The organism is Legionella sp. 227, from assembly GCF_043161935.1.
GTDB classification, from domain to species: Bacteria; Pseudomonadota; Gammaproteobacteria; order Legionellales; family Legionellaceae; genus Legionella; species Legionella sheltonii.
The window spans coordinates 881,039-893,875 of sequence record NZ_CP171154.1; the positions used below are offsets into that span (position 1 = coordinate 881,039).

Genomic DNA, 12,837 nt, shown 5'->3' on the forward strand with positions numbered 1-12,837 from the left:
TCACGCAGTCTAACTGCGGCGGTTTAGAAAGTAAAATAGTATTTGGCTTTTAAATATCAGTTAAGTAATATCGGCGAATTACCAAACTACCTATTAATCATTATGGATACACTCAAAGCGCCTACACGGATAGCCCTAGTTGCCGGAGAAGCTTCCGGAGACTTACTGGGTGCCGGATTAATACGGGAACTAAAAAAATATCTGCCCCATGTTGAATGGATGGGTATTGGTGGCCCTGAGATGGTACGGGAAGGCTTTAACTCCATGATCAATATGCAGCGCCTTTCTGTGATGGGTATTAGCGATGCCCTACTTCATTATCCCAAATTATTTAAAATCAGAAAAATGCTTTATAAAGAATGGCAAAACAATCCACCTGATGTGTTTATTGGAATTGATTATCCTTATTTTAACTTATCACTGGAATTGCGTTTAAAGAAATTGGGGATTAAAACCGTTCACCTGGTCAGTCCCAAAATTTGGGCCTGGCGACAAAAACGAGTTTTTTACATCAAGGAAGCGGTTGATTTGATTCTTACTTTATTTCCTTTTGAAGAAGCTTTATATAAGAAATTCAATGTTCCAGTTCGCTATATAGGTCATCCTCTAGCGGATCAGATCGATCTAGAGATTGATGCAGAGCCCATTAGAAAACAATTTGGATTTACAGCACACGATCAAGTAATCAGTATCTTGCCAGGGAGTAGAGCCAGTGAAATAAAATATATGGGGCCCTTGTTTCTTGATGTCATGCATGAGCTCACCACGCAGATGCCAGAAGTTCAGTTTATTGTGCCCACAGCCAGTGCCAATTTAAAAGCTCTTTTTTTACAACAGGTGCAGAATAAGGGGTACAATTTAAAACTTAAGATATTGGACGGACAATCTCGTGAGGCCATACTGGCTTCAGATTTTGCTTTGGTCAAATCAGGAACAGCGACATTAGAAGCCATGTTATTAAAGCGTCCGATGGTTGTCGCTTTTAAATGGAGCGCTTTGAATCACGCCATTATCGCCCCCCAAGTTAAAATACCCTTTATCTCATTACCTAACATTTTAGCAAACCAGGAATTAATTCCTGAGTTTATCCAATCTGAAGCATTGGCCAAACCGATTGCACAAAAAGTATTACAGTTGTTTCATACTGCAAAGACTGAGGAACTAAAACAACAGTTTACGTCCATCCATCATTGTTTAAGGCAAAAAGCAAATGAAAAGGCCGCCTTAGCTATTTATCAGCTCCTGGAGTCTTCCCGTTCTTAATCCATTTTTTTAAAAAATAGGTTTGTCTGTGCCAGTCTCGGTCATGAAGAGCAGGATATCCACCCACACGGGCGCCTGGCTCGACGTTCTGAGTTGCCGTAGAGCCCACTAAAATCGTTGCCCCATCCCCTATGGTAAGATGACCACTTATACCTACTTTCCCGGCTAAAGTGACATACTCACCTAAATGACTGCTGCCCGCAATCCCAACTTGCCCACAAAGAATAGAACCTTTTCCTATTTTTACGTTATGACCAATTTGCACCAGGTTATCCAAGCGGCACCAATCACCAATTTCGGTGTTCTCCATAGAACCTCGATCAATGCACGTATTGGCACCAATTTCGACATTGTTTCCGATAACCACTCCGCCCGCCTGAGGTATTTTATAATATCCTTGCTTATCACCAGCAAAACCAAACCCATCTTGACCAATACAAGCTCCTGGATAAATCATTACTTTATTGCCCATTACGGTATGACTAATACTGACATTATTTTCAATGCAACAATCATCACCAATGACTACTCCATCACCAATAAAAGTATTGACTCCAATTTTACAGCGAGCACCGATGCGAACATGCTCACCAATATAAGCACCATGAGCAATGTAACATTCTGGACCAAGGGTAGCATTTGCAGCAATAAAAGCGGTGGGGGCAATAAAACCCGTAATGGAATCAGCTGGATAAAAAACCTGGGCAATGAGCGCATACGCTTTATAGGGATTAGGATGAATCAATAAATGCATCTGTGTGGGGGCATGATGTACATAATTGGGTGAAATAATGCAGGCCCCTGCTCGAGAGGTTTTTAATGCGCTTATATATTTTTTCTCATGCAGCATGGACAGATGGTTTACTTGGGCATTAGAAAGAGGGGCAACATCTGAAACGGTATATGTGGCTCCATCATGATGATGAAGTGATGCACCAGAGCACTCAGCTAAATAAGCCAAGCTAAAAGGACCTTTGGGAGTAGAAAAACGAAACGGCGTCATTTACATACCTTTAATTAATGAATCTTAACGATACAATCCACGCGTTGAACCTTTAAGAAATTGCACGATGTGATGGATGTCAATATTATCAGCAAACTCAGATTGTACTTGGATGATTGCTTCTGCAATACCCAACCCTTTATTAAATAAAGTCTTATACGCACGCTTGATACAACTTTTGGCTTCAGATGAATATCCTCTTCGGCGTAGGCGTTCTACATTAATGCCATATAATTTTGCAGGATTTCCGGAAACCAAAGCATAAGGGCAAACATCTTTAGTAATTAAACTCAGGGCTCCTATCATGGACATACGGCCCAACTTGATAAATTGATGCAAACCACAAAGCGCACCAACAGTGACCCAATCTTCGATGACAACATGCCCACCGATGGCGACTGCATTTGAAATGATATTATGATCGCCAATGAGCACGTCATGGCCCACATGTGCTGAAGTCATCAGCACATTATTATTGCCAATACACGTCTTGCCGCCCCCTCCTCTGGTTCCACGATTTATCGTGACGTACTCTCGAATAATGTTATCATTTCCAATGAGTACTTTGCTGATCTCTCCATTGAACTTGAGATCCTGAGGAATGCCTCCGATAATTGCCCCTGCGCCTATCTGATTACGCTCCCCAATTTCTGTCCACCCCTCTATGGTTACGTGAGAAGCAATTGACGTTCCTTGAGCAATCCTTACATTTTCACCAATTATAGAGTAAGGACCAATTGTGACATTAGGGCCGATTTTAGCCCCAGGAGCAATCAATGCGGTTGGATGAATATGATTTAGGGTAGGAATAACAGGACTTGCTAAATGATCTAATTGACTCACTAGCATTTTTACCTCCACAACTTAAATCTCAAAACGACAGTCCTTTTTCAAAGGCGCATTAAGTATCTACCCTAATGCACCTCGTAAAGTCTTTATCAATCTAAACAAGCTTTTGGATATCACGTTTTTAGATTAACACGTATAGCTTAATTTAATGAACACATCACGAACAGCAAATCGTTGAGCAAAATAGACATTATTTTTAGAAATGCTGCTACGTATTGAATCGGCATTAACCTGCGACCAATATTGCTCGGTATTAATCCCTCCTTGAACACCAAAACTGCTGCCATTACTGAAAGGAATCTGTGCCGCAACTGCTAAATTCGAACCTACTACAATAGAAGTCCAAAGCGTTGTTGGTGTAGATTGATCGTAACCATAATGACCATTGTTTTGGGTAACTGGAATATTAGGAATAGCTCTTGACGTATTTAAATCCTCATCCCAGCTAGAGCTATATGAACCACCTAAAACAGCCGCAGATACATCACCAACGATACTAATATAACGATTTAGACTCCAAGTTGCACCCATACCAATTTGGGGACCAATTCCGAAATATTTTGCAGCGTAATCAATTTCGTCCTCTAATGGCACTAGAACTGTAGTAGGTGGAAATACATCCACATCAAATAATGCCCATGATCCAGCATACTCAGCAGAAAATCCTTTTTTAAACTCAGTAGCCTTTATTCCATAAAAACGTGAGAATCGAACATGATTTAAAAATGAATTTTGGAAATAATGATGGGTGAGCAACTCAACCGTTTGAAAATCATAATGCGAACTAACGGACGCGCTCGCATCGATCATTTGCTGCCCATTAAACGCTATATCAGTTACAGGATTATTGACAATAAAATTTGTTTCATTTTGCACGATTTGACTTAATCGATTAGACAATACGCCATTGGGGCCAGTATTATCGATGTCACTAAAACCCTTACTTTTTAAATTGGTATACGTCAAGGTGATATCATTGTCTGGGTTAAATTTATAACCTACACCCAGTAAGAAACCCCAACGTGAATCAAGGCTTATTTGGTGTCCTTCAATGTCACCATTCGCAGAAAAAGTATCGGCAAATAAGGTTTTATTAATTCCTTCATCACTTAAAGAGCCATAGATTGGAGCTCCAGTAACGAAAAAGCCATTAGTAAGATCTTGAGCACCACCCATAGTACCAGAAAAAGCCAAGGTGCTGTTTGCAAGAAATAAGCTGAAAAGAAATTTCCTTTTTTGTTTTAATATGATCACGTTCACTCCATTTAACAGATTACAAAAGAATTGAATCAGAAATTTTCTGATTGCTATAGGTTAACAGAAACTTATTGTATGTCTACAGGTTTACATTAACTTGTATGAATAAACCTCTAGCCTCAATTAGATTAGGAAGAGAACAACAAAAAGGAGGCTCATTGGAGGATTTTTTGTCTCGTTACTTCCTTGATATTTAAATCAAAATTAAATAAGCTGATGTATCGATTCCTTTAAAGAAAAACAAGATCGCAATGATCCATTTTAAAAAAATAACACTCTTTTTTTTCTCTTTCTTTTTAAGTATCAACACGTACAGCCAATCACTCACAAACCATCAAACAATCTTAGTGAGCTATACGGATCTTGGCACATTGTCCAAAGAAGCAGCACAGACAATATTAAAAAAAATGCCTCCACTTGATGTACTTGAAGCCAGTTACGATGTGACACTTTATAAAATCAACTATAAAACTTCCGCCCCTGATGGACATATGACGGTTGCATCAGGCCTAATGGCTGTACCATCAGTAACAGCTGACGTGGGCATTGTGAGCTATCAACATGGAACTCGATTCAATCATGAAGATGCTCCCTCCAGAATGAAGGAAAGCGATTCGATTTATCCTGCCTTGTTTGCCAGTCATGGGGGTTATCTGACTGTCCTGCCGGATTACCTGGGTTTCGGCGATAATGAGTTAATGCTGCATCCTTACGTTCAATATGAAACGCTTGCCAGCAGCAGCGTCAACATGCTTTTAGCGGCCAAAGAACTTGCCAAAATAATAAATATTAAAGTGAATGAGCAGCTTTATGTTGGTGGTTACTCCGAAGGTGGGTTCTCCTCTTTAGTCCTATTTGAATTACTGACCAAACAGTATCCAAACATACCCGTTACTGCAGTTGCGTTAGGTTCTGCTCCTTATGATTGGGATGAAACTATGAAATTCATTATGCTGGATCCTGGTCCAAGAGCAACTGCATATTTAGCGTATTTTTTCTTTTCCCTGCAAACCTATAAAAATTATTGGACTGATTTAAATCAGATATTTGTTAGTCCGTATAATGCTATAGTTCCAGAATTATTTGATGGGCTCCATTCCTCTAAAGAAATCCTTAATGCACTACCTAAAAATCCGGCATTAATTTTTCAACAGGAATTTTTCAATGCCATCTTAGAGCATACGGATGGCAATTCCGAAAACCTCAGGAATTATTTCAATCATTATGATTTTTCCCCCACTGCACCTTTGCTGCTCGTTGGCACGAAAGGAGATAAAGACGTTCCTTATCATGGCGCAGAACTTGCCTATGACCAATTTACAAAATACAGCAGCGCTGTTTATATTCAATCGGTCAGTGATACACTCGACCATCGGGATGCAGCACCCTACGTTTTTTATGAAATGCTTCAATTTTTTAAACGATTCCATCCTAAATAAACTCCCTTCTCCCCTTGGGGAGAAGGTGCCCATAAAGCGGATGAGGGAACTAACCCAGAGCCTCTCTCAAATCGCTGTTAATTCCTTCCAGCCATAACGCCTCCATCAACATTCATAATCTCTCCTGTTATCCAGCTTGCTTTATCGGAAAGAAGAAATTCAATCGCATGAGCAACATCTGGGGTTTGTCCCACTCTGCCCAAAGGATGAAATCCATTAAAGTTTTGTAGCGATATTTCAATCTTATCTTCGTCAATAAACGATTTGTAGATAGGGGTTACAACCACTGCAGGTGCTACCGCATTTACTCTGATATTAAATTCTGCAAGTTCGATTGCTAAATGTTGAGTTAGCGAGTGCAGCCCTGCTTTTTGCATTGAGTAAGCTGATGAAGGCGTAGCCTTGACTGCTTGTTTGGCCCACATGGAACCAATGTTAACTATTGCCCCGCCCCCATTCTGTTTCATTTTTTCAGCAACGGCCTGGGTAATAAAGAAGAATGCCTTATTGAGATCGACCTGCAGATCGTAATCTTCTTCTGTATGCTCTAAAAAGGGTACCGGTTTGAAATAGCCAGCCGCGTTCACAAGATACTTTATTACGCGTGTTTCATTTTTTATGTTCACAATCAATTGTGACACCTGGGTTTTATCATAAAGACTAACCACTAAACTCGCTACATTTCCCCCTATACTCTTGATTTCATCAACAGCATGCTTGAGTTTTCGCTCATTCGTTCCCGTGATCAATAAATCAAAACCATTTGCTGCCAGTCTTTTTGCTGTTTCTAATCCCATACCACTGGAACCACCTATAATTATCGCTAAATTTTGATTTGACATGTTATCCCCGTTTTTTATAAATATTTGTTCCATGGAGTATGGGTACTATATAATCTTAAAAAAAGCAGGTACTTAGCGGTACGGTAGGTACTTTTTGGTATACCTTATTGAATTATTTGAAGAAAAAAAGTTGGAACAAAAAAAACCTCTAAAAACAATGACGATGGTTGAGACGATTTATGGTTGCAAATGGTCACTTACCGTCTATTCTCTGTTGCAAAAGGGAGTGAATCGCCCCGGCGAAATGGTACGCCGTGTCGAAGGCCTCACAACCAAAGTTTTAAATCAATGCCTTAGAAAAAACCTGGAATTCGGTATTCTTGGGAAGAACATTTTTCACGAAATTCCTCCCAGAGTAGAGTATTTTGTTACTCCATTTGGAAAACAATTTTTAAAGATTCTTGATCAAATCGAAGCACTGAACAGTACGATCGAATCATAATTAAAAAAGAATGGTTTAATTCACCACACAAGAAACCGGACCGTTATCAAGTTGCAATTCATTTCCACCAAAATCCGTCATAAATTGCCCGATGTATTTTTGACTTTGTTTGTTTAATTGCGCTGAAATAAAAACTCTTGGTCGATCTTTCTCATCCTGATCCATGGCAACGAGCAGAAAATTACCTGTACGCATACTGAATCGGGTCACCTCCACTGGATAATCAAAATCAATTTTAGGCATATCACCTATTTTGTCAGGTAGATTAAAGGAGATAGAATCTTTTATTCCTTGCAGATGACAAACAACAGATTTTTGCCCCGCATAGGTTGCCTCAATTCCAACCAAAGTCAGTAGTAATGAGAAAATCAGACGTTTCATGGGAATAAACTCCGATCATATTTTGAAGAGCCTTGAAAATAAATAATAACTGAATAGGCAAACATACACCAGTTCCTTTCTCTTTGAGTCTCACTTTGAACATACTGTGTTTCAAGAAACATTCTTAGTCCTAAGTTGGAAGTGCTCCTGTTAATTCCAGAACACTCAAGAGGTGCTGTAATTTTATGAGCGATATTCTGCTGAGTTGCTGAAAATAATCCTGACGCTTTTGGTGCAGCAAGTTTCGTGGATTTGCGCTGCTGCTTTTCTTGGCCCTCCCTCTCATTCTCTTTTTCTTTTTCAGAGTTGGGTGATTTTAGGTGTAGACTCCTTTCTTGAGCTTCATGTAGGGCATCAAAGCGAATGAGCGGAAATTTGTAGTGAATACCATTAAGAGTACAACACAATTCATCGAGCCAATCCCACTAAGAATAGCTCAGGGTTTCGCCCGCTTCTTCTATAACCGACTCAGTATCAGTTAAAATATGACAAAAACCGCGCGTGATACAATGATACAGCGTATCTAAAAATTTCATGAAGGGATTACAGTGCCTTTGCCCACTGGCTTCCTCCAGAGTGTACTCTCTCGCTTTAGAAAAAGCCTTACTTAATTGGTTTTTTGATTCTTGCAGAAAGTGGTGCGCTGCTTTAACCAACTTCGTTCTACTGGAACTAAATTGCTCCTCTAGCATATAGGATTGTTGATCAAATAGTTCTTCTTGTTCTGACTCTTCCGAAGGAAATAAAGAGACCATCTGCAGTTTAGACCTTTCTTTTTTTTCTTGCTCACAATGAGCTTTATGCTTCATACTGAGTTGAGGATAGTCGGTAACCATGCCCTGAACTTTAGCTTGTAATTTTTCCAATTGCTCTATTTCTAAGTCCTTTCCTCTGTCTTGAACCAATAAATTATTTATCTTGCCTGCCATTTTTTTACTGATTTGGGATGGCTTACACACGAGATAATATCGGATATATGCAGTTTCTAATTGATCTTTTATTAATCGCAACCGACTTATCTTCGCCCGAAGATTTTCTTCGGTATCAAAAAAACCTGGACTTTTTTGTCTGTTTTGGAGTGACTCTATTTTATCATCGATTAACTCAAGAGCTTCCTCCAGAGCCTTCATACGATTCACTAAAATTCGTTTAAAATATCGGGGATCTTCTGCAAGTTCTTGTTGTTTTTGAATGATGCGGGTTACCAGCTCAATTAACTGTTCTTCCATTTGATGTTTTTGAGCTAATTTTTTATCAATTACATTTCCCCAGCTATTTTGAAATTTTTCTTTGTCGAGCTGATATCTTTTCAGCTGTTCAAGCATTTTTTCATTAACTGGGAAATAAAAAGGTGGGTCAAAAAAATCTTCTGAAATGGGTGATTTCAGCATTTCTTTAATCAAAGCGGGGGTGATTTCAGCATGATGTGTTAAGACATCTCCAACGTTATTTACCTCAAAAGCTCCAAGCCCCCCCATATATCCGTCCTCAAGGATAGCGAGGATATCATTTAGATTTTCATAAAATTGGGTTATTTTCATTACTTTTGGCTCGAAACGGGTATTCACTCATTATAACATAATGATCTTTTTATGGGCAATAAAGACAGTAATTGAACTTCACCCTAACCATTAATTCGATTCTATCGAGCTAGATAACATGTCCTCCATCCACTGCAAAAACTTTACCTGTAATCCAATTAGCTTTTTCTGAAGCAAGAAATAAGACCATGTTTGCAATATCATTTGGCGTTCCCGGCCTCTGTAAAGGAATATTGCTCACATAATATTGCCATAATTCTGGGTTGCTGGTCGCTGTATCTTCATTCATTCCTGCTTCAATCACGCCTGGTGCAATAGTATTCACTCGTATGCCGTGTTTCGCCAAATCCAAGGCCGCATGTTTCGTCCATTTATTCAGCGCCGCCTTCGAAGATCCATAACCAATCCCTTTGTTCATCGTCATAATGCCGCTGATTGAAGAAATATTTAAAATACATCCCTTATTAACATTTTCCACCATGTTCTTAGCACATAATTGTGTTAAATAAAGCGGGGAAATCGTATTCACCTGAAAAACTTGCTGCATTTTTTCCGGAGATAATTCAAATAAGGTTTCGCGACACAACATCCCGGCATTATTCACTAAAATATCGACACCCTCTAAATGCTCAATTGCCTGCGTAGCAAAAGCTGCAACATCCTCCATTTTGGCAAAATCAGCATAAAATGCGTTTGCATTTCGCCCTAGTGCCTCAATGGCTTGAACCGTTTCCGCTGCCCCCTGTGCATCACTGCGATAACTGATGACCACATCGGCTCCTTGCTCTGCAAAAGCTATCGCTATTCTTTGGCCTATACTGCGATTCGCACCGGTAACAATGACTTTTTTCTCTTTAAAATCCATGTAATTCCTTATTTGTAGGTAACCCAGAGGCAGCGGAGCGAAAAGGGGGTGAATGGTACTTCGAAAAATCCCATGGTTCGTTACGCCAGCGTTACTCTTTTTATTGAGCTTTGTATCCTCAATAATCGATAGCAGATAATTTTAAGTCAAATCATCATGAAATGCAGGCAATAAATGAAAAACTCATACTCATTGAATCAAAAAAATTAAACACCTTGACACCGATGCCTGCGCACTGTAGAAATTAAAGCACTAAAGGATTTAGAAGGAGAAGATTATGGGAGGAGAATTAGAGCTCTGTCAGAAAGAAATGAATACAGCGATTCAGCCTGTTTTCGCACGCCTTGAGCACTACCGTAATGCCATGTTTGAAATAAGGAAATTGTTAAAGGAATATTTTTTTAATACATGGCGAACACAAAAACTCACAGAAGTTGCCAAGAACGAGGAAGTAGTTTTTAGCTTCAACTTGGTTCAAGAGGCTATGGAACGATGTCTCGTCGAAGAAGAGACTTTAGTAAAAACCGCGCAAATAATTAGTGATAATACAAAAAACCCAAGTCTTGTCGCCGCTCTTGATGCTCATGTTCTTAAATGTGGCTTGCCCATTGAATTGCGTGAAACAGATGGAGTATATCTCTTTAAATCGGCTAAACCCTATACGCCTTCGGCGCAAGCTTTTATGTGCCAGTTTGCTTATTCCTTGAGCGCATATCGGGTGTGTTTAGGAATTTGTGAAACCTATTATGCGCTTTATCGTCATGAAGGGATACAAACAGAGTATTTGTCCAATTACATTCAATCAGCGACTTTGTTACAACAGCAAATCGAAGAAAGTGTCAATTTAATTTCCTTACATCAACAAGTAAGAGCAATAGAAAAAGAAATTATCAGCGCGTTGCGGTCTGAAAAAGTACGTGAAGGAATAAATCAGTTTAAAATGGATATCGATTCGCTTACAAGCAAATTGGTCGAATTATTAGAATCGGGAATAGTTCATTTACAAAATTGTTATCTGGAGTTTCCTAACAATCCCATCTTATGGATGCTCCATGATCGGAGTTGGCATACCTTACTCAAGACCCTTTCTGGATTATTGTATGCCGATCATTACACTTACTCTACTTTATATGGCTCACTGACCATTAAAAAAGAATTTATTGAGCTTATCAAAGCAGAAATAGACCATTTTGGCGCCGTCACATCAGCCAAAACTCCTGTGCTTAAAGTTGAATTATTAAGAAAAGCAGCAAAGCTTATTACTGAAATAAAAATTGATATCTTGGCAAAACTTGCTGAGCAGGGAATCGAATTGGTTAAAGCACCCCAAATAGGCGTGTTTTCAAAAGATCCATCACCCGATCTTTACGCTCTTTTATTGACTTCCTGGAAAAAAAGTCTTTCTGTAAAAGAACAGGATGATGAAGAGAAAACGGTCGATCTCCCTTTGGGTATCCGTTCGTAAAATAAAATGCGTGATTTGCATCATTTTTTAACTATTTAAATTATGGTTTAGAGACTATCTAAAAACGAGTCCATAAATGAAAGTAAGGGCAATTGTATACGCTAATAAACATAAAAATCGCGGTGCAACTTTCATAGACACCGCAAAAAAAACAAAAATTAAGTGAATCAAAAATAGTATGCCAATTACATATGAGTTATTGTCAAAAGTGGTGTACAGCATTAGGCGGCGTTTCTGTCTGATTGTTCACCAACCTGTACTCCGTCTTCAAACTTCACGTTATTAACAACAAGAGTTAATAGGTTAAACCCTCTAATTTTAATCCATCGTTTCTGAGCTGACTCCATCAATTTAAATACCATTGCCAACGTGCTGTCTCTTGAGCCACAGTTACGTGATTTTTTTGTACGTAGGCGCACTGTAGCGAAAGCGGATTCAATTGGATTTGTTGTTCGGATATGAATCCAATGCTCCGCAGGAAAATCATAAAATGCGAGTAATTCCTCACGGTCTTTACTTAAGCACTCCATTGCTTTTGGATACTTAGGCGCGAATAACTCCACTGTGTTGTCAAACGCTTTATAAGCCTCTTTGCGTGTTGATGCCATCCAGATTTCATGCAATGCTGCTTTCACCTTGGGCTGCACCGATTTCGGTAATTTATTCAGGACATTGGCTGTTTTATGCACCCAACATCGTTGATGACGGGTATCGGGATACACTTTGCTAATAGCATTCCAAAAGCCCAATGCACCATCCCCTGCAGCCAGTTTTGGAGTGTGAGCAAGCCCCCTTTGTCGTAAGCTTGTCAACAGCTCCTCCCAGCTTGCTGAGGACTCACGGAACCCATCACTCACAGCGACTAGCTCTTTATGACCGTGCTCAGTAACGCCAATAATAACCAGCAAACACAAGCGGTCATCCATTCGCACTTGACTGTAAATACCATCTGCCCACCAATAAACATAACGCTTGTGACTTAAATCCTGACGCTGCCAGCTTTGATGCTCATCAAGCCATTGGCTTTTTAATCGACACACCGTATTTGCAGATAAGCCTTTTGCATGCTCACCCAACAGAGAACCTAAAGCCTCGGAGTAATCACCCGTTGATAATCCTTTTAAATAAAGCCAGGGAATCAATTCCTCAATACTCTTTGTACGTCTTAAATAGGGAGGTAACAAATGGCTTTGAAAATGAATACCAGAGCCTCCCCGGTCCCGCACTTTGGGTACTTTGATGCTGACATCACCAACGCCTGTCTGAATGGTTCTTTCTGGCAAATAACCGTTGCGAACGATAGCCTGTCTACCGTCGAGTAATTTATAATCCTCATATTCAGACAACATAGCACTGAGCTCCGCTTCTACTGCTTGCCTAATCAAATCACGGGCTCCATTTCTCAATAATTCAGTTAAGGGATCAGCAATTTTTTCAACTGGTGTTGAGACTTCTTTCAGTTTACAATTCTTCATGGCGTAGTTCCTTTT

Annotated in this window: 12 protein-coding genes; 4 read left to right on the forward strand and 8 right to left on the reverse strand. The window is 39.6% G+C overall.

From position 1 onward, the window contains the following. Positions 1-102 precede the first annotated feature (102 nt). Positions 103-1,263, forward strand: a complete 1,161-nt coding sequence (lpxB, locus tag ACF8MK_RS03805; protein ID WP_392538913.1) for a lipid-A-disaccharide synthase — start codon at positions 103-105, stop codon at positions 1,261-1,263. On the opposite strand, the gene lpxD is transcribed toward lpxB, so the two are convergent. The 3 genes from lpxD to ACF8MK_RS03820 all read right to left on the reverse strand — a co-directional run bounded on the left by lpxD (position 1,229) and on the right by ACF8MK_RS03820 (position 4,369). After that, positions 1,229-2,266, reverse strand: a complete 1,038-nt coding sequence (lpxD, locus tag ACF8MK_RS03810) for a UDP-3-O-(3-hydroxymyristoyl)glucosamine N-acyltransferase (RefSeq protein ID WP_392538239.1) — start codon at positions 2,264-2,266, stop codon at positions 1,229-1,231. The two genes, lpxB and lpxD, sit on opposite strands and share 35 nt — an antisense overlap. A gap of 24 nt (positions 2,267-2,290) precedes the next feature. Next, positions 2,291-3,115 (reverse strand): acyl-ACP--UDP-N-acetylglucosamine O-acyltransferase, encoded by an 825-nt coding sequence (gene lpxA, locus ACF8MK_RS03815; RefSeq protein WP_392538240.1) that lies wholly within the window; start codon positions 3,113-3,115, stop codon positions 2,291-2,293. 126 nt (positions 3,116-3,241) lie between these two features. Next, positions 3,242-4,369 carry an Lpg1974 family pore-forming outer membrane protein gene (locus tag ACF8MK_RS03820; protein WP_392538241.1) on the reverse strand — a complete coding sequence of 376 codons (1,128 nt, stop codon included), beginning with the start codon at positions 4,367-4,369 and terminating at the stop codon, positions 3,242-3,244. A 254-nt stretch (positions 4,370-4,623) separates the two neighbouring features. On the opposite strand from ACF8MK_RS03820, the gene ACF8MK_RS03825 reads away from it, so the two are divergent. Continuing rightward, complete coding sequence (locus ACF8MK_RS03825; protein WP_392538242.1) at positions 4,624-5,811, forward strand: alpha/beta hydrolase family protein; 1,188 nt, start codon at positions 4,624-4,626, stop codon at positions 5,809-5,811. Positions 5,812-5,888: 77 nt separating this feature from the next. On the opposite strand, the gene ACF8MK_RS03830 is transcribed toward ACF8MK_RS03825, so the two are convergent. Next, positions 5,889-6,653 carry an SDR family NAD(P)-dependent oxidoreductase gene (locus ACF8MK_RS03830; RefSeq protein ID WP_392538243.1) on the reverse strand — a complete coding sequence of 255 codons (765 nt, stop codon included), beginning with the start codon at positions 6,651-6,653 and terminating at the stop codon, positions 5,889-5,891. A 94-nt stretch (positions 6,654-6,747) separates the two neighbouring features. Here ACF8MK_RS03830 and ACF8MK_RS03835 point away from each other — a divergent pair, with 94 nt between their 5' ends. Next, positions 6,748-7,095: a winged helix-turn-helix transcriptional regulator gene (locus tag ACF8MK_RS03835; protein ID WP_392538244.1), complete on the forward strand. Its 348-nt coding sequence runs from the start codon at positions 6,748-6,750 to the stop codon at positions 7,093-7,095. A gap of 15 nt (positions 7,096-7,110) precedes the next feature. Here ACF8MK_RS03835 and ACF8MK_RS03840 read toward each other — a convergent pair whose 3' ends face one another. The 3 genes from ACF8MK_RS03840 to ACF8MK_RS03850 form a co-directional block, all read right to left on the reverse strand. Further along, complete coding sequence (locus ACF8MK_RS03840) at positions 7,111-7,476, reverse strand: hypothetical protein (protein WP_392538245.1); 366 nt, start codon at positions 7,474-7,476, stop codon at positions 7,111-7,113. Between the two features lie 425 nt (positions 7,477-7,901). Continuing rightward, positions 7,902-9,017 (reverse strand): hypothetical protein, encoded by a 1,116-nt coding sequence (locus ACF8MK_RS03845; RefSeq protein ID WP_392538246.1) that lies wholly within the window; start codon positions 9,015-9,017, stop codon positions 7,902-7,904. Between the two features lie 109 nt (positions 9,018-9,126). Next, positions 9,127-9,882 (reverse strand): SDR family NAD(P)-dependent oxidoreductase, encoded by a 756-nt coding sequence (locus ACF8MK_RS03850; protein ID WP_392538247.1) that lies wholly within the window; start codon positions 9,880-9,882, stop codon positions 9,127-9,129. 277 nt (positions 9,883-10,159) lie between these two features. Between ACF8MK_RS03850 and ACF8MK_RS03855 the strand changes: the two genes are divergently transcribed. Further along, a complete protein-coding gene (locus ACF8MK_RS03855) occupies positions 10,160-11,347 on the forward strand; it encodes a hypothetical protein (RefSeq protein WP_392538248.1) in 1,188 nt (395 codons plus the stop codon). Between the two features lie 221 nt (positions 11,348-11,568). On the opposite strand, the gene ACF8MK_RS03860 is transcribed toward ACF8MK_RS03855, so the two are convergent. Continuing rightward, positions 11,569-12,822: an IS256 family transposase gene (locus ACF8MK_RS03860; RefSeq protein WP_392536665.1), complete on the reverse strand. Its 1,254-nt coding sequence runs from the start codon at positions 12,820-12,822 to the stop codon at positions 11,569-11,571. Positions 12,823-12,837: the final 15 nt, after the last annotated feature.

Excerpts from the sequence above, each read along its gene's own strand:
- lpxB (WP_392538913.1), top strand. The coding sequence starts at position 103 with ATGGATACACTCAAAGCGCCTACACGGATAGCCCTAGTTGCCGGAGAA.
- lpxD (WP_392538239.1), bottom strand. The coding sequence starts at position 2,266 with ATGACGCCGTTTCGTTTTTCTACTCCCAAAGGTCCTTTTAGCTTGGCT.
- lpxA (WP_392538240.1), bottom strand. The coding sequence starts at position 3,115 with ATGCTAGTGAGTCAATTAGATCATTTAGCAAGTCCTGTTATTCCTACC.
- ACF8MK_RS03825 (WP_392538242.1), top strand. The coding sequence starts at position 4,624 with ATGATCCATTTTAAAAAAATAACACTCTTTTTTTTCTCTTTCTTTTTA.
- ACF8MK_RS03830 (WP_392538243.1), bottom strand. The coding sequence starts at position 6,653 with ATGTCAAATCAAAATTTAGCGATAATTATAGGTGGTTCCAGTGGTATG.
- ACF8MK_RS03840 (WP_392538245.1), bottom strand. The coding sequence starts at position 7,476 with ATGAAACGTCTGATTTTCTCATTACTACTGACTTTGGTTGGAATTGAG.
- ACF8MK_RS03845 (WP_392538246.1), bottom strand. The coding sequence starts at position 9,017 with ATGAAAATAACCCAATTTTATGAAAATCTAAATGATATCCTCGCTATC.
- ACF8MK_RS03850 (WP_392538247.1), bottom strand. The coding sequence starts at position 9,882 with ATGGATTTTAAAGAGAAAAAAGTCATTGTTACCGGTGCGAATCGCAGT.
- ACF8MK_RS03855 (WP_392538248.1), top strand. The coding sequence starts at position 10,160 with ATGGGAGGAGAATTAGAGCTCTGTCAGAAAGAAATGAATACAGCGATT.
- ACF8MK_RS03860 (WP_392536665.1), bottom strand. The coding sequence starts at position 12,822 with ATGAAGAATTGTAAACTGAAAGAAGTCTCAACACCAGTTGAAAAAATT.